This window comes from Rhodovibrio sodomensis (assembly GCF_016583645.1).
Taxonomy (GTDB): domain Bacteria; phylum Pseudomonadota; class Alphaproteobacteria; order Kiloniellales; family Rhodovibrionaceae; genus Rhodovibrio; species Rhodovibrio sodomensis.
In genome coordinates this window covers 44,894-59,998 of the sequence record NZ_NRRL01000018.1, presented here as the reverse complement: position 1 = coordinate 59,998, position 15,105 = coordinate 44,894, and the positions used below count along the sequence as shown (strand labels likewise).

General features: G+C 66.1%; 14 protein-coding genes. 2 read left to right on the top strand and 12 right to left on the bottom strand.

Features of this window, described 5'->3' with window-relative positions; genetic code table 11:
* Nucleotides 1-259 (top strand): hypothetical protein (locus CKO28_RS09350; protein WP_200340418.1); only part of this gene is annotated, 259 nt, incomplete at its 5' end.
* Nucleotides 260-508: 249 nt separating this feature from the next.
* Entirely contained in the window at nt 509-1,432 is a 924-nt protein-coding gene (locus CKO28_RS09345; RefSeq protein ID WP_200340416.1) for a hypothetical protein, read from the top strand.
* Nucleotides 1,433-1,699: 267 nt separating this feature from the next.
* On the opposite strand, the gene CKO28_RS09340 is transcribed toward CKO28_RS09345, so the two are convergent.
* The 12 genes from CKO28_RS09340 to CKO28_RS09285 form a co-directional block, all read right to left on the bottom strand.
* On the bottom strand, nt 1,700-4,966 hold the full coding sequence (locus tag CKO28_RS09340) for a PAS domain-containing protein (RefSeq protein ID WP_200340414.1): 3,267 nt from the start codon (nt 4,964-4,966) through the stop codon (nt 1,700-1,702).
* Nucleotides 4,863-5,612, bottom strand: a complete 750-nt coding sequence (locus tag CKO28_RS09335; protein ID WP_242480455.1) for a DUF6088 family protein — start codon at nt 5,610-5,612, stop codon at nt 4,863-4,865. The genes CKO28_RS09340 and CKO28_RS09335 overlap by 104 nt, the downstream gene beginning before the upstream one ends.
* A gap of 367 nt (nt 5,613-5,979) precedes the next feature.
* Nucleotides 5,980-6,441, bottom strand: a complete 462-nt coding sequence (locus tag CKO28_RS09330) for a response regulator (protein ID WP_200340410.1) — start codon at nt 6,439-6,441, stop codon at nt 5,980-5,982.
* Nucleotides 6,442-6,544: 103 nt separating this feature from the next.
* A complete protein-coding gene (locus tag CKO28_RS09325; protein WP_200340408.1) occupies nt 6,545-7,300 on the bottom strand; it encodes a Mom family adenine methylcarbamoylation protein in 756 nt (251 codons plus the stop codon).
* A 115-nt stretch (nt 7,301-7,415) separates the two neighbouring features.
* The gene (locus CKO28_RS09320; RefSeq protein ID WP_200340406.1) at nt 7,416-8,207 is read right to left on the bottom strand and encodes a nuclease-related domain-containing protein; all 792 of its coding nucleotides are present in this window, start codon (nt 8,205-8,207) and stop codon (nt 7,416-7,418) included.
* 121 nt (nt 8,208-8,328) lie between these two features.
* Nucleotides 8,329-8,880, bottom strand: a complete 552-nt coding sequence (locus CKO28_RS09315) for a TadE/TadG family type IV pilus assembly protein (protein WP_200340404.1) — start codon at nt 8,878-8,880, stop codon at nt 8,329-8,331.
* Nucleotides 8,856-9,296, bottom strand: a complete 441-nt coding sequence (locus CKO28_RS09310) for a hypothetical protein (protein ID WP_200340402.1) — start codon at nt 9,294-9,296, stop codon at nt 8,856-8,858. Before CKO28_RS09310 ends, CKO28_RS09315 begins: the two co-directional genes overlap by 25 nt.
* Nucleotides 9,296-10,339, bottom strand: coding sequence for a type II secretion system F family protein (locus CKO28_RS09305; protein ID WP_200340400.1), 1,044 nt, complete (start codon nt 10,337-10,339; stop codon nt 9,296-9,298). Before CKO28_RS09305 ends, CKO28_RS09310 begins: the two co-directional genes overlap by 1 nt.
* A 2-nt stretch (nt 10,340-10,341) precedes the next feature.
* The gene (locus CKO28_RS29115; protein WP_200340398.1) at nt 10,342-11,352 is read right to left on the bottom strand and encodes a type II secretion system F family protein; all 1,011 of its coding nucleotides are present in this window, start codon (nt 11,350-11,352) and stop codon (nt 10,342-10,344) included.
* Between the two features lie 3 nt (nt 11,353-11,355).
* A complete protein-coding gene (locus CKO28_RS09295) occupies nt 11,356-12,693 on the bottom strand; it encodes a TadA family conjugal transfer-associated ATPase (protein WP_200340396.1) in 1,338 nt (445 codons plus the stop codon).
* A gap of 1 nt (nt 12,694) precedes the next feature.
* Nucleotides 12,695-13,858, bottom strand: a complete 1,164-nt coding sequence (locus CKO28_RS09290; RefSeq protein ID WP_200340394.1) for a CpaE/TadZ family protein — start codon at nt 13,856-13,858, stop codon at nt 12,695-12,697.
* A 93-nt stretch (nt 13,859-13,951) separates the two neighbouring features.
* The gene (locus CKO28_RS09285) at nt 13,952-15,082 is read right to left on the bottom strand and encodes an SAF domain-containing protein (RefSeq protein WP_200340392.1); all 1,131 of its coding nucleotides are present in this window, start codon (nt 15,080-15,082) and stop codon (nt 13,952-13,954) included.
* Nucleotides 15,083-15,105: the final 23 nt, after the last annotated feature.

Below are 15,105 nucleotides of genomic sequence, written 5' to 3'. Positions count from 1 at the left end.
GGAAAGGGATCGGCGCCTTGCCGCGGATCTGCCCTGGTTTGTTGCCGAGGCGCGTCAGCTGTTCACAGCCGACGAAATCGAACATCATCTCCAGCGTCTGGAACGCCAACTCACCGCGGACGCCGAAACCGCGGACGCCGAATTTGTCGGCGATCCCGGCGACGAAGACGCCGAACGCCCCGAGCAGTACCAAGCGCGCGTCGATAGATTCAAAAAGATCGCCGAGTTGATGCGCGCGCCCGTACTCGGAACATCATAAAACCGTAAGCCTATACCGGGACGCGTCTCACGCGCCATGTGGGGGCGTCGCCCCGCTTACTGTTATTCTCCCCCCACTGAAGTGATCACCATGCGGCGTGTGCGGATGGATCGTTCGCGGATGGATCAAAGCCCATACAAGTTTGATCGCACTGAGATCGGCAGGCAGACCGACGTCAAAACCTTACTCGAAAGACTCGTCATGCGATCACAGTCTCGGAGGCGCTTCGCGCGTAGACAGGGCTTTTGGTTGCTCTTCGCCATCCTGGGTTTATGGAGTTCTGCTCTCTTTGCGGCTGCCGCAAGCGCTCCGGGAGACCTGCTATTTGCAAGTTTCGCCGGGCTCGCTGCCAGCCTCGGTTGGTGCATGGTGAGCGCGTGGGATGGCGGTCCGATGCGGTTTCGGACGATGGAGAGCTTGTTGGACGCGGGCACCAGGCCGCGATCGATTCTGTTGCGGGACTTTGCTGATGGCCGCCAGCCGGACCGAGGTAATGATTGTAAGTCCGACAGGAATAGCGCTCTCGATATCTATCGAGATACACGGCATCGGATTAGGGATGCGCTCACGTCAGAGATCCGCCGGACGCAGGAAACGCGCAACGTGACGTGCCTTCTCTTACCGGGTTTGGCGTTGCTGATCTCGGTGTTCGCAGCCTGGGGTGCCATTACGTGGTACCTGGAGATCGATGGCCCGGACCTTCCGCTTGTGCTCGGGGGCGCGTTGACGGCGACAGCATTGTTGACGTACGTGCTACTTTTGCAGGGGCCCGTGAGCGGCATGACTAGGGACCTTGAGGTTGAGGTCTCAGACGTTCTTGGCGCCTGGATCGGATTCCAGCTGCGCACCTTGACTGGGCGGCTCGATCTCTACGATCAGCGGTGTGCGACGGCGGATTGCGGAGAGATCTGCCCCGATCCGCCAATTCGGACCCGTGGCCTGTGCATAGAGTGTTTCGTCTCGCGGGAGATTTCCGATAGGCGGCGCCGGATCACCGGGGTGCTGTTGCTGATCGCAATCATTGCCCTCGGGCGCGGGGGCTCATGGAGTTGGCCAACCAGCGCTGTAAGCGGCGTCTTCGCCCTGTTGATCGGATTGGCCGGCTTTCCTGGAGCTTGGTACGAACTGTTTCGCCTGTCTTTGCTGCGTGCGCCCATGACAGGGCGTTTCTAGTCGGTCGACAGCAGTACAACACACGCTTGTTCGGCGCATGCGGCTAAGCCCAGCTCGTGGACGCTTGGCGGATAGAACCGGACGGCACGAGGTGGGGCTAGGTCCATCCAACGATATGCGTCCGAAAAATCCAGCGTTATGAGTCCGGACAAAGCAGAGGTTCCTTGGACGCGCATAATGTTCATTATGTAAAAAATACAGTGGGTTAGGTGGCGACGGTCGGTTAGACTGTCAGGTTATGTCGCGCGGGGCTACGGGGATCCGAGCCTACTGTGAGATGAGCTGCAGGAACCCGGCGCCCGGCTGGTCCTGCCGCACGGCGGGAAACAGCACCTCGAAGCGCGTTCCGACACCCTGGGTGCTTGCCAGACGCAGCCCACCGGACTGACGCTGAACGTGGCCGAGAACGACCGACAGGCCCAGCCCCGATCCGCGGCCGACCGGTTTGGTGCTGAAGAAGGGATCGAATATCCGCTCTCGGTCTTCGGTTGAGATCCCGCTGCCGTTATCCTCCACCGAGAGCATCGTGTAGAAGCCCGGCGGCAGCGTCCGGGTGATCGTGTGCACCGGCTGTGTCGTCGAGAAGCGGCTCAGCCGAACCCGCACCCGGCCGTGCGGGTCGCAGGCGTGCGCCGCGTTCTGGACCAGGTTGAGGACGATCTGCTGGAGGTAGGCCAGATTTGTGTAGATCGGGTCGACGTCCTCGATGTCGAGCTCGATGCGCACGGTCGGCGGCAAGGAGGCCCGCAGCATCCGCATGGCGTCGCGGACCATCGGGCCCGGGGACATCGCTTCGGCGGGCGCGCTGCGATCGCTGCGCGCGAATGCCAGGACCTGGCGGACGAGATCGCGGCCCTGATGGGCACAGGCGATCACCGTGCTCAGACTCTCCCGTGTCGCCGGATCGCTCACGTCCTCCAGAACGTCCTCGCTCAGGAGCAGGATCGACTGCAGCAGGTTGTTGAAGTCGTGCGCGATGCCGCCGGCAAGCGTCCCTAAGCTCTCCATCTTGTCGGCGGCCTTGACCCGCTCCTCGGAGGCGCGGCGCTCGGTGATGTCGATCATCACTCCGTCGAAGGTCAGCGTCCCGTCGTCGTTGGGCGTTGTGCGGGGACGTGCGATGCTGCGGACCCAGAGGGTCTCGCTCTCGGCTCCGATGAAGCGGACGTCGCGGGTCGTGGGCGCGCCGGAGGTCGCCGCGGTCGCGATGTCGCTGCGCAGCTGGGCCTGATCGTCCTCATGGATCAGGGCTGTCCAGGCGGCGGGCGACGCCGAGGCCGGCAGGCCCAGGCGATGGCGAAAGCCGCCGAAAAGGAAGGTGTAGGTCTGGGTGCCGTCAGCGCCGACGTCGAGCTGGTACATCGCGCCGGGGAGGTTCTCGGCGATCCGCCGCACCCGCGTATCCAGCTGCTCCAGTGCAGCCCGCATGCGCCGCTCTTCGGTGATGTCCTCGCAAGCCTCGTAGATCCGGATCAGCCGGCCGTCGCTGTCGTGCTCCGGGCGCCCGTAGGCGCGGACCCAGCGCGTGTCCCCGCCCCGTGTGCGCAGCCGGACCTCGTCGACTGACGTGCGCCCCTCGAGGAAGCGCTGTTTGCGGGCCGCGAGGAGCGGATGGTCCTCCGGAATCGCGAAGGCATTGAGCGGACATGTCGGAGGGCCATCGTACTCGTCGGGTGTCTTGATCCCCGGGACGCGGCCGGCGTGCCAGAGCTCCTGACGCGCACCATAGGCGTCGTAGGTGGTGATTAGGTGGAGTTGAGCCGACACCTCGGCCAGCATGCGGTAGCGACGCTCGCCTTCACGGGCAGCATCGATCTCCCGCCGGGCCGCCGTTACGTCCTGCGAGGATCCGATAACGCGCAGCAAAACGCCGTCGTCATCGAAGATCGGCTGACCGAACTCCTCGATGATCCGCTCCTCGCCGGTGTCCTGGCGGATTACGCGGAAATCCAGGTGGTACGAGCGCCCTTCATTGATCGCTGCGAACACGGTCTCCAGGTACCGCTTGCCGTCGTCGCCCGCCATCAGCTTGGTCGCCGTCGAGTGGCGCCGGTTGTGCTCGAGGAAAGCTTCCCGGGTCATCCCCACGAGATGGGCGGTCGTGTCCGAGCAATCGACGCAATGCCGGACCTTGGCATCCCAGATCCAGTAGCCAAGCCCGGCGAGGCTGGCGGCCTGGTCGAGCAGCAGGAAGGCGTCCGAACGCGTGTCCCGGGCCCGCTTCTCCTCGGTGATGTCGGTGATGAAGCCGTGGTAGATGACAGCACCGTCAGCCTCCTGCTGGGGGCGCGCGTAGGCCCGCCACCAGCGGGTGTCGCCCGAGGGGGCCTGGTAGCGGGCTTCGAAGTGCCAGTCCGAAAGCGCCCGGTAGGTCTGATCCACGGACTCACGCATGCGCGGGACGTCGCGGGGATCGCACAGCCAGTGCGGTGCGGGCGGCACGCTGACGTCCTCCGGGGCGAAGCCGAAGTAGTCGCGCACCCGCGGGCTCATAAAGGTCAGGCCGGGATCGCTGCCATCGGGCGGGAAGCGGTACTGATAGAGAGCCCCGGGAACGACCTTGGCAACCGCCTCCAAATGGGTGCGCAGGTTCTGGGCACTCGCCTGGGCGCGGCGCGCTTCCGTGACGTCCGATCCAACCCCGCGGTAGCCGGCAAGCCGCCCCTCATGATCATAGAAGGGGTGCCCCGAGAAGCGGATATAGACCTGCCCGCGCTCTGGATGGGTGTAGCTGTATTCGTGACCTTCGAAAGAGCGGCCTTCACGCATGGCCTCGTCGACTTCAGCTGTTATCGTCGCCGCTGGAGCGCCGGCTCGCTTGAGAAGGTCGTGACGGGTCCGGCCGATGTACTGGTAGAGCGGCTCTGGAAAGGCATCCGTTTTGCCGTGCTGCGAGATGAACGTGAAGCGCTGCTGCAGATCCGTCTCCCAGAGCCAGTCGTTCGACAGATGAGCGAAAAACGAGAACCTCTGCTTCTCGTCGTCGCTTGCCCGTGTCATGGCGTACCACGAGCGCATGTCTTCGCAGATGATCACGACGCCGTCCGGGGCATGACCCGGGCGCTGGCGCGGACTGATCCGGACGGTGAGCGGGATCCCCTCCCCTTTCCTGGCGATCCGCGTTGTCTCGAAGGCCTTGATGGCTTCGCCGCTCAGAGCCTGCTTGATGCACCTTTCGAAGGCGGCCAGATCAGCGGCGTCGTCCGCCACGAGCGGGCAGCAATGACCGATGACGTCGGCCTCGCTCCAGCCGAATAGCTCGGTGGCGGCACGGCTCCAGAGCTCCACCCGGCCTTGCCTGTCGAGGACGATCATCGGGTTGTGGGATGTGTCGATCAGCGCCCGCAGGTTGTCTCTGTCCGACACAACCTGCTGTAGCGCAACCTCGGATGTCATCGACGAGAGGCCTCCGTCACTTCGCCGCGGCACGCTACGTGTCCGTGTTATGAGCGTCAATCTGGCCGGAAGCAGGCTCCTCCGCGCCCTCATCTGCCCCATGAGCGTCCTCATCGCCCTCGCCGCTCGTGGCGGCATCAGCGCGCTTTGCGCGGCGTCGACGGCGCGATTGCTTGCGGCCGACCAGCTCCCGCAAAGCCGGCTGAAGGTATGACGGGGCCATGAAAATGTTGTCCCGAATGTCGTCGATGGCCGCCTTGCTGAGACCCTGGCTCCTCAGATGGGCTTTCGCGACCTCGGTGAGCTGCGGCCCGAGCCAATCGAGCGCGAGAACAACGGGAGCGCCCGGCCGGTTCGCCCAGGCCATCGTGTCCGGGCCTGCGTGTCGCATTTCAAGGCGCCGCTCTCCCAGATCATAAACGCGATCCGGGCCGTCGGTCAGATAGACACGCCGGCCCTCCGGCGCGGCCTGCGTCAGGCCGAGTTGGGCCGCGTTATGGGCGCCGGACGCGACGACGCGATCCTTGTCGCGGCGCGAGATCGCGCGGGCGATCGCATCGGGATCCGGCAAGGCAGCCGTGCCGTCCAGGTCCCAGCGTGGATAGTCATAGATCCCGTGCGCAAGCCGACGCAGTTCGAGGTGCCCCTCCGTCTGCGGGTCGCGTTTCAGCTCCCGGACAGACTGGCGCTTGAGGGCCTGATCAACCGCGGCACGCGTCCCGAGATCGAGGAAATCCCGGGGCGTGAACACCCACCCGCGGCCGTGAGCCCGGACGCGACGCATGAGCAGCAGGGGTAATCCTCGTCTCGCCATGCCCCGAGTCTAGCAGGCCGCGCGTCGAGGGACCACCACGGCTTGGCAGCTCGGCACGGCAGCACCAGCGTCCCGGCATTTCCGGGTTCAGAAGGGTTTGCGATCAACTAATTTGTCAGATTTTCAATTTGGTTATCTGACACACAGTTGCAACACACAACAACTGCGCCCTACCCGTACAACTCGCCGACCTCCGCGCAGCCAGCCGGACGCGCCTCAAACTTTTAAGAATACATCAGTGTACGCGCGCTAGGTGTCGACGAACCTTGGCGCCAAGGGCGTATGAACCGCCCGATCCGTCATACCGAGGGCGGTATGCCGATGCGTGTGGCGCCGCTCACCGGCCCCGGCGCTGTCCGCTTTCCCGGGCACTTTGAGCGATCTCCACTTCCTCGCGCACCGCCCGCATTGCCTGATCGCGGCTGATCGGTTTCTCGAGCACGCGGTTTGCACCGAACTGCTCGGTGAAGTCCAGGAAGTCCGCCTTGCCGGTCTGGCCGCCCCCGGAGATCGCGATGATGCGCGGCAAGCGCCCATAGGTTTCGCGGATCTCCTGAATGGTCTCAATTCCCTCGCGTCCGGGCATGAGGATGTCAGTGATCACCACGTCGACCATCGTGTCAGCCAGGCGGCTCAACGCGACGTCGCCGTCCTCGGCTTCCAGGACCTCGTGCGCGTCCCGCTCCAGGGTCTTGCGCAGCGCCATCCGCACGCTCTTTTCGTCGTCGACCACCAGTACCTTAGCCATATCGTTCCTTTGCCCGGCACCCTTGAGGTGCCGTTTTGTGCGCGACTCCATACTCGGAGCCGCCTGATCGGGTGAAAATGCTCCACGAAATCGACCACAGCCCCCGGGCGCTACCCCCTGCCGCGCGATCGTGCTGCAAGCTAGTCGCATTTCGTTAACATTCAACATAAGGCCGGTCGACGCCTTTCGGATAGGGATGCCCCCGGCCAATCTCGCGGGCCAGGCGTCGGCGCGCTGCCGGCCCGCCAACAGGGAAGAGGTACAGGTGATTGCCCGGGTGACGCTGGCGGCGGAACCCGCCATCCGCGAGCGCGCGATCGAGATAGGCCGCACCATCTTCCCCGGGCCTGCGCGCCGGCGCACCGGCGTCCCGAAGTTGACGGTAAGCGTAAGCCGCCCCGCGCTCATCGTTGCGCAGCTTTGAGAGGGTGCGCGCACTCACCACCCGCCCGTCGGGGGTCAGCAACAGGGTCCGAGCGGTCGCACGGCCGAGATAGGCGCCCCCAGAGGCCGCCTGGTAGATGCAGCCGTAGTGACCGGGAAAGACGATCTCGCCGCCCAGGCTGGCGCGCGGCACCGGGTCGGAGTAGGCAAGGCAAGCGCCAACCTTGGGTAACGCCACCCGTAGCTCGGCGAAGGCGCGCGCCAGGAAGAAGGTCTCCGCGTTCGCCGCGGTCTCGTCCAGCAGCACGAAGCGGCCGAGTTCGACGACCCTGGCCGGCGGGAGACCCGCGTGTCGCGGCCCCGCCAGCTGGTTCATCGGCTGCGAGAAGACCGCCACGCCCTCGAGCCGCGCGCGCCGGCCCCAGTGATGCGACACCAGCCCGGCCCGGAAGCGTGCCGCCGGATAGGAGTGCGAGTAGTGGTGCTGCCCGACAAAGGCCTTGGCGTCGCTCTCGCTGAGCGGCACAACCTCGAAGCGCTCCGTGTCGATGACTTCTCGGGCCGGCCGGTAGCTTGCGCGACCCCCGCGCCAGCGCTGACAGCGCTGGACGTCCGGCCTCACTGGAAGATGCTGCATCGGCCTAGATCGTGACCGCCTGCCAGAACGACACGGTCGCGATGCACGCGACCACCGCAAGGCCACCCCAGAACAGGGAGAGCGCCGCACGGCTCCGCCATGGAAGACGGGGCCAGGTGCGCGCCTTGCGCAGAACCCTGGGCCTGTTCACCCGCATGCCGAGGAAGGTGTTGTCATTGGCTTCCGCACTGCCCGGGGTCTGCTGCAGCTTCTCCCAGGGTGCCAGCGTGCGCGACGCACCGCCCTGGGAGGCGCGCCCCTCGAGCCGCCGCCCGAGCTCCTCGGCGCTCTCGAACAGGCTCGCCGGGCGCGGGGTGGCCTGCGGGTCCGCGATCGTGCTGTCGGGGCCGAGCACGACCGAGGAGCCAACATCGATCCCCGGCCCGAACAGGCTGCGCAGCGCAGCGACCTTCTGGTCGACCCGGGCATAGGGGCTCTCGATCTCGATCTTGCGGCCGTCCGAGCCGCGCACGATCTCCCAGGGCTCGTCGCTGTCGCCGAGCTGGGTGATCCGTCCGGGGGTCTCGACGACCTCGATCAGCAGGATCTGCTCGGGCAACCGTACCACGTAGTGCAGCTGGTGACTGACGGTGATCTCGCCGAAACGCTCCGGCACATCCAGGCGGACGTCGGTTAAGACGTCGAGGCCGGTGTCCTCCAGGACCGCCTTCACATGACGGTCGTGGACCCTGGGCTCGGGGCGGGCGAACGCGACACTCACAGCGCGCGCGGCGAAGACCACGGCGGGCAGGAAGCTCGTCAGTACGACGGCGGTCTGGGCTGTCTGCTGAATCATGGCGGTCCATCCTGTTGGCCTACCCCGGAGCTGGGTTCGTTCCTACAGGTTGGCCGCTTAATTTTCTGTTGGTGGTGATCCGCCCCGCGGCGGCGCTCCTCGTTGCCCGAATCGGGAGCGATCACGGGTTGGTTTCGTAGGCCAGCCGGCGGACCTCGACCGTGCCGAGCTCGTTTGCGAACCGACCGAGCCCGGTGACCGTGCGGCTGGCCTCGATCAGGATCAGGGTCTGGCCATCCGCAACTTCCGGCTCGGAGAGCACCTGGGCGGAATCGTAGGATGTTGCCGCCGGTGCGCCCGCGTCGTCGGTGATCCGCCAGTCCTCCAGCAGGCTGCCGGTGGCCCGGTCGACCGTGACCTGCCGGACAACCAGGTGATATTGGTCGGTGACGGGATCGACTTCGCTGATCGTCCGGAAGGCACGGAAAAGCCCGCCCCGCTGACCCGCCGAAGGCGCGCCGGCGAGCGGAACCGCCAGGCGCGTGACCGAGGCCGCTGCGCGTTCGATGTCGCTTCGGTCATCGAAGTAGAGGGTCAGCTGCGCAAGCGCGAGCACCACCGTGGCGAACAGGGCGGCGACAATCCCGAACTCGGGCAGCGTTCCGCCGTCCTCCTCTCCGTACAGGCTCCGGGGGGTACGGCGACCGGTTACTCCAGCGGCTGTATGGTCCATGCGTCCAGTTCCAGTGCGTTGCCGCCAAGGAGGCTTCCGGGGATCGGTGTCAGGTAGGTCCAGGTACAGCGGGCCTCGACCGAGACCACGGTGGCCGCGGGCGAGCTGCAGGCGATGCCGCCGCTCGCCGCATAGTCCGGCAGGTCGACGTGACACCTGGTCGTGAAGGTGACGTCGCCGCCAGCGCAGAAGGCCCTCAACGGGGTCTCTTCGGCCGCCGGATCCAGCGGCTGACCGGTGGCGGCCAGCTCCCCCGCACGCGAGGCGGAGGCTTTCAGGCCGTTGTTGACGACCGCCAGGCCGGCCACCTCGAGGACGATCATGATCAGCGTCATAACGGTCGCGATCGTGAGCGCCGCGGAAACGGCTACCCCGCCGTCGACGTCCCGCACGAGCGAGGCCATGCGCGGCGCCATCAGAAGCTCATCTCCTTGAAAGTCTCGATCACGGTGAGCGCGATCGGGCCCATCAGGATCAGGAACAGCGCCGGCAGCAGGAACATCACCATCGGCAGCTGCATCAGGACCGGGATCCGGGCGGCTCGGCGCTCCGCGTACATCATGCGGTCCTTGCGGCTGTCCGCGGCGAGCATCTTGAGGTACTCGGAGATCGGCGACCCGACCTTCTCCGCCTGCTTCAGCACGCTAACGAACTGCCAGGCCAGCTCGAGACCGCAACGCTGGGCGAAGTTGTCGAAAGCCTCCTCGCGGTTGGGCATCAGCCGCAGTTCCTGCTCCAGGACCTGCATCTCGCCCGCCATCGTCGGATAGCGCTTTGTCGCGTTGGCGATGGTCGATTGCATGGCCGTGTCGAGACCGCGTCCCGATTCCGTATAGATCGTCAAAAGATCCAGAATGTCAGGTAGTTCCGAGGCGATCTTCTCACGCCGTGCGGAAGCACGATTGCGCAGGATCACCTCCGGCAGGTAGTACGCCGCCGTCGCGCTCAGCAGGGCGCTTAGGGCCTGGATCATCGGCGCGTCGGGCGAGAAGGCCAGCCCGCCAAGGCCGCCGACCAGCAGTGCCAGGATCGGCAGCAGGGTCTTCGACAGGGTGTAGATCAGGATCGCTCGATCGCTGATGTAGCCGGCTGCCAGGAGCTTCTGGCGGACGCCGGCGACCCCGTCCGGCGTGATCTTGAGGACGTCGTGCACGCGTGCGGCCGTCCCGACCCAGCCGGTCGACGGCAAGGCGACGGCGCGCTGCTCGATCTCGCGCTTCTTTCGGGCGACCTCGGACATCGAGAGCGATCCGGTGCGCCCGAGGGTCTGCTTGAGATCGTAGCTGTCGCCGACGTTCTCGAGCATGAAGTAGATCGCGAACAGAAAGATCAGGGCGCCGGTGCTGACGAGGGCGCCGCCGGCCCCGCTGAGCAGACCGGGAGCCAGGGCCTGTCCGGCGAGGTAGAGCACGGTGAACAGAATCGACGTGATGACCGTGGCGAACACCCAGCGCTGCATGGCTACACCTTGATCCGGGCAATCTTGGAGAGGACGTAGGCACCGATGCCGAGCAGGCCGAAGGCAAGGAACATCAGCATCTCGCCGGTCGGGTCCTCGTAGAAGGGCGCGACGTAGTCGGGCCGGCTCATCGACAGCCAGACGAACAGCAGGATCGGCATCATCACCATCATCGCCGCCGAGACCTTGCCCTCTGCCGACAGGGCCTGGACCTTCATCTGCAGCTGATGCCGGGCCCGGATCGAGTCCACGAGGTTCATCAGGGCGCTGGACAGGTTGCCGCCGCTCTCGGCCTGGGCGGACACGGCTGCCACGGCAAAGTCGAACTCCGGCATGTCGATATCGACCGCGATGGCCGAGAGGGCATCGACCAGCGGCACGCCGACGTCTGTGAGCTGCTTGACCAGGACGAGGTGGTCCTTCAGCGGCGCCTTCACGACTTCCGCGGCGTCCGCGATCGCGGCCTCGGGCGACTGTCCGACCTGGATGCCCCGGACCATGTGGCCGAGCGCGTCGGCGATCTGCGCCAGGATCCTGTTCTTGCGGCGCTGGATGATGAAGCCGAGTAGCTTCACGTCGATCAGCAGATGCAGGCCGAGCGCGACCACGAGCGGCTGCGCGTAGCTCGGGATGTACGGGATGGTCACCGTCGAGATGATCACGGCGGTGAGGGCCAGGATGCCCATCACGTAGAGCTTGATGTCGAGGCGCCGGAGGCCTGCCTGCCGGAGCCGCAGGCGGGTGCGCCCGAGGGTTGGCAGGATCCGAAGAAGGGAATCGTTGAGTGAGTCATCCCGGGCCCGGGCGTTCAGCAGCTCCATCGTCTCATGAGTGTCGAGCTTGCGGCCCGAAACGCGGTTCAGCTGGCGATCGAGATGCACCTGGGTCCGGATGCGCAAGAAGGTCCGGAAGGCGAGCGCGAGCAGGACCGCCACGAGAAGCGTCGTGACGGCGTAGCTGACAAGCGCGACCGGGCTGCCGGGCAGGATCGCCAGGAAAGCGGTGCCGTCCACGGATCAGCCCCCGCTGCCGGAGAAGATCGCGCGCGTCGCCGCTTCCAGCCCGTGGCGCTTGAGTTTCTCGATGCACCGGGGCGACGTGCCGACGACCTCGAAGCCGCCCTTCACCTTGCCCATCGACTCGCTGTAGGTGAACTTGAACAGCGTCTGGGTCGAGATCGTCTCACCCTCGATCCCGGTAACCTCGTCGATCTGGGTGATCCGGCGCATCCCGTCGTTCATCCGCTCGACCTGACAGACGATATCGACGGCATCCGCGATCTGCTGGCGCATCGCGCGGCTCGGCAGTTCGAAGCCCGCCTGCATCAGCATGTTCTCGATACGGGTCAGGGCTTCACGCGGCGCGTTCGCGTGCAGGGTCGCCATCGAGCCGTCGTGTCCGGTATTCATCGCCTGCAGCATGTCGAACGCTTCCGCGCCCCGGACCTCGCCCAGAATTATCCGGTCGGGCCGCATGCGCAGCGCGTTGCGAACCAGGTCGCGCTGGTTGATCTCATTGGTCCCCTCAAGCGACGGCGGCCGCGTCTCCAACGGGAGGACATGGTCCTGCTGGAGGCGGAGCTCCGCCGCGTCCTCGATCGTGACGATGCGCTCGGTCGGGTCGATGTACTGGCTGATCGCGTTCAGCAGTGTCGTCTTACCCGAACCGGTGCCGCCCGAGATCACGATGTTGAGGCGACCCCGGGCGGCGGCCTGCAGGAAGGTCCGCATTTGCGGACTCATGTTCTGGTTGCTCGTCATCATGTCGAGGGTGATGGCGTGCGCGGGGAACCGCCGGATCGAGATCAGAGTGCCCCGCAGGCTGATTGGCGGGAGCACGATGTTCACCCGGGAGCCGTCATCCAGACGGGCGTCGACCATCGGCGACTGCTCGTCGAGCCGGCGACCGATGCGGGAGGCGATCCGCTTGGCGACCGACTGAAGGTGCTTCTCGTCGCGGAAGCTTGTGCGGGTCTGTACCAGGCGCCCTGCCCGCTCGACGTAGATGCTGTCCGGGCCGTTGACCATGATATCGGTGATCGACTGGTCCTCGAGCAGGGTCTGCAGCGGGCCGATGCCCCGCATCTCGTCGGCGAGCTGGCGAGCCAGCTGGCGCTGCTCGACTTCACTGATTTGATGCCCGCTTTCGTTGGCGATCTCGCTGATCGCGCTCTCGAGTTGCTGGGCCAGCTGCTCGCGCGATGTGCGGGTCGCCTTGTCGAGATCGAGGCGCTCCCGCACGGTCTTGAAGATCGCGTCGCGCGTATCGGCCGGGATCGAGCTTGCGCTGACCTCGGGCTCGTCGGCGATCTTGTCGATGCTGCTGCCTGGCAGGCTGCGTCCCAACCGCATCATGTCAGCTCCGGACCAGGCGCGAGAGGAAGCTGCGCTTCTTCTTTTGCGGGGCGCTCGGCATCCGCGCGAGCAGCTGCTCGATCTGACGGGCGATCGGACCCTGGGCATCGAGCAGGGTCTGGGTCTGGACCTGGGTCTTCTCGGCCGCACGCGGGTCGAAGGCGATGCTCAGGGTGGCGCAGCCCGTACGCTGCTGGAACTCGTTCTCCGAGACTGGGTTGCGGTATTCGCCGGTCTTGGCGACGACCACGAGCACGTTGCCGGCGCCACCGTTGGCCTGGATGTAGTTCAGCGTGTGCAACGTATCGCGCAGCCCCAACACCGTGGGCGGGGCCACCAGGACGATGTGCCCGGCCTTGGCGAGCAGTTCGCGCCCCAGCAGCGCCCTGCAGGGCAGGTCGACGAGCACGTAGTCGAATGCGCGCTGGGCCTGGAGAATGATCGCGTCGATCGACGCCGGATCGACCTCGGGCGGCCCGACCTCGCAGACGGTGCTGAGCAGGCTGAGCCGGAGGCTGGGACGGCGCATCGCGCGATCCAGGTAGAGCGCGTCGATCCGCTTGGGTGTCTCGAGCATGCCGAGGAAACCTTCGGCCGGCTCGACGCCGAAGGTGAGGTAATGGCTGCCGCCCTCGATATCGAGATCGAGCAGAAGCGCGCGCTTGCCATGATCCCGGGTGACCCCCTCGGCGAGGCAGGCGGCGATGCTGCTGGCGCCAGCGCCGCCGCGCACGGCGTGGGTGACGATCAGGCGGTCGGGGTTGATCGCGCGGCCCTGGCTGAGGCGGTCGCCGCGAATGTCGTTCAGCAAGCCGCGAAACTCGGTCGGGTCGATCGGTGAAACGGCGTACTCGGACACGCCCATGCGGCGCAGGCGTCGGTAGATGTCCAGCCGCTCCTGGCAGCCGACGGCGATGACATTAGTGTCCCCCTCGGGCGCGGCGGCGACCAGGTCCGCCAGCGCGGCCTCGATGTCGGTGCTGGCCGAGACATCCAGGACCAGGAACTCGGGGATGATCGTCCATGCGGGCGCGTCCGCCGTGGCGTTCGCGACGTCGCCCTCGCGGATCTCCCGGGCCATTCCGGGGAAGTCCGACAGCGCGAGTTCGAGCGCGGCCCGATCTTCCGCATCACGAAGGTATGCGAGCAGTGAGAGCGTCTTCATCTCGTCCCCAATTCATTCCGGGCCAGCCGACCCGTATGATCCCTGGCGCGGTGACAGCGCCGTACTGCCTGGCTCTGTGCTTAAGGCGGCGCGTCACTCGCCTTCGAAAGCCGGCGGTGGTGGCAGGGTCTCGCCACCAGCGGGCATGTCAGGGTTCGGTACGTCCGGCATCGGGGGCATTTCCGGCATGCTCCTGCCGTCGTCGATCGGCTGCCATGCGTCGGCCGGCTGTTGGTTGCCCGCCCAGGGGGTGGCCTGCCGCTGCGCGCTTTCGGCCTTCGTGTCGACGATGCGGGGATCACGCAGGGCGCCATCCTTGCACCAGGTCGACATGTCCTCGCTGGTACGCACCCGGGGCAGACCGGTCGCCGGATCGATCTCAGCCTCTTGTTCGGTAAATGGGGTTGGTTTGACCGTGTTGTCCGATTTACCGACCGTATCCAGGTAATAGCAGGTGTTGTCGCCGCCGGCGCAGATGCGGCTGCCGTCGCGCGCGTCCTCCTTGGTGGCGGGACGGATCCGGATCGCCGGTGCGGCGACGCGCAGACGGAGCACATGCAGGAGATCGGCCGTGTCGCGGCCGACGTTCGCGTAGTAGGTGACCTCCCGGCAATCAGCGGCCTGGAAGCGAACCTGCTGCAGCGTCACGTCCTGCTTGACAGGCGTGCGCTTGATCATGCCCTCGAGGCTCTCCTCGACGAAGACCGTGACCTGGTCGCTTTCGGCAGCGAGAGCGTGCTGAACCTCGGCCGGCGTGAACAGGGCCATCTCCGGATCGGCCGCGATCTCGGCCTTCTTGTCGAAGTAGGTGATGGCGCGCTGACGCGCGGCCTCCTCAGGGGTCTGTGGGCGCCGCTCCTCGACTTTGGGCTCCCGCAACATGTTGGGGCTCAGCGTCTGGCCGGCCATCAGTGACACGCGCAGGATGCGCTCGGCCACCTGGGCGTAGGCGCGGTGGTCTTCCAGGAACCCGGTGGAGGTGATCGCGCTCGGATCGACGTTGTCCAAGGGACGTTCGACCACGGTCACATCGCGGACCGGGTCGATCGCCTCGCCCGCCTGCTTCTGGCGCATCATGACCAGCACGCGCACAGTCGGGGCCTCAGGCTCGACTTGCGGCGTGGGTTCGACCTTCTGCGGCGTGGGCTGGAGGACGCCCTCCTGCGGCAGGAGCTTCGGGCCCCAGGTCAGGCCGGCGATCACGAAGACGATCGCGCCGATCATCGCGAGAGCGCTGAAGATGATTT

Excerpts from the sequence above, each read along its gene's own strand:
- CKO28_RS09340 (WP_200340414.1), bottom strand. The coding sequence starts at position 4,966 with ATGCCGCCACGAGCGGCGAGGGCGATGAGGACGCTCATGGGGCAGATG.
- CKO28_RS09335 (WP_242480455.1), bottom strand. The coding sequence starts at position 5,612 with ATGCGTCGCGTCCGGGCTCACGGCCGCGGGTGGGTGTTCACGCCCCGG.
- CKO28_RS09330 (WP_200340410.1), bottom strand. The coding sequence starts at position 6,441 with ATGGAGTCGCGCACAAAACGGCACCTCAAGGGTGCCGGGCAAAGGAAC.
- CKO28_RS09320 (WP_200340406.1), bottom strand. The coding sequence starts at position 8,207 with ATGATTCAGCAGACAGCCCAGACCGCCGTCGTACTGACGAGCTTCCTG.
- CKO28_RS09315 (WP_200340404.1), bottom strand. The coding sequence starts at position 8,880 with ATGGACCATACAGCCGCTGGAGTAACCGGTCGCCGTACCCCCCGGAGC.
- CKO28_RS09310 (WP_200340402.1), bottom strand. The coding sequence starts at position 9,296 with ATGGCGCCGCGCATGGCCTCGCTCGTGCGGGACGTCGACGGCGGGGTA.
- CKO28_RS09305 (WP_200340400.1), bottom strand. The coding sequence starts at position 10,339 with ATGCAGCGCTGGGTGTTCGCCACGGTCATCACGTCGATTCTGTTCACC.
- CKO28_RS09295 (WP_200340396.1), bottom strand. The coding sequence starts at position 12,693 with ATGATGCGGTTGGGACGCAGCCTGCCAGGCAGCAGCATCGACAAGATC.
- CKO28_RS09290 (WP_200340394.1), bottom strand. The coding sequence starts at position 13,858 with ATGAAGACGCTCTCACTGCTCGCATACCTTCGTGATGCGGAAGATCGG.
- CKO28_RS09285 (WP_200340392.1), bottom strand. The coding sequence starts at position 15,082 with ATGATCGGCGCGATCGTCTTCGTGATCGCCGGCCTGACCTGGGGCCCG.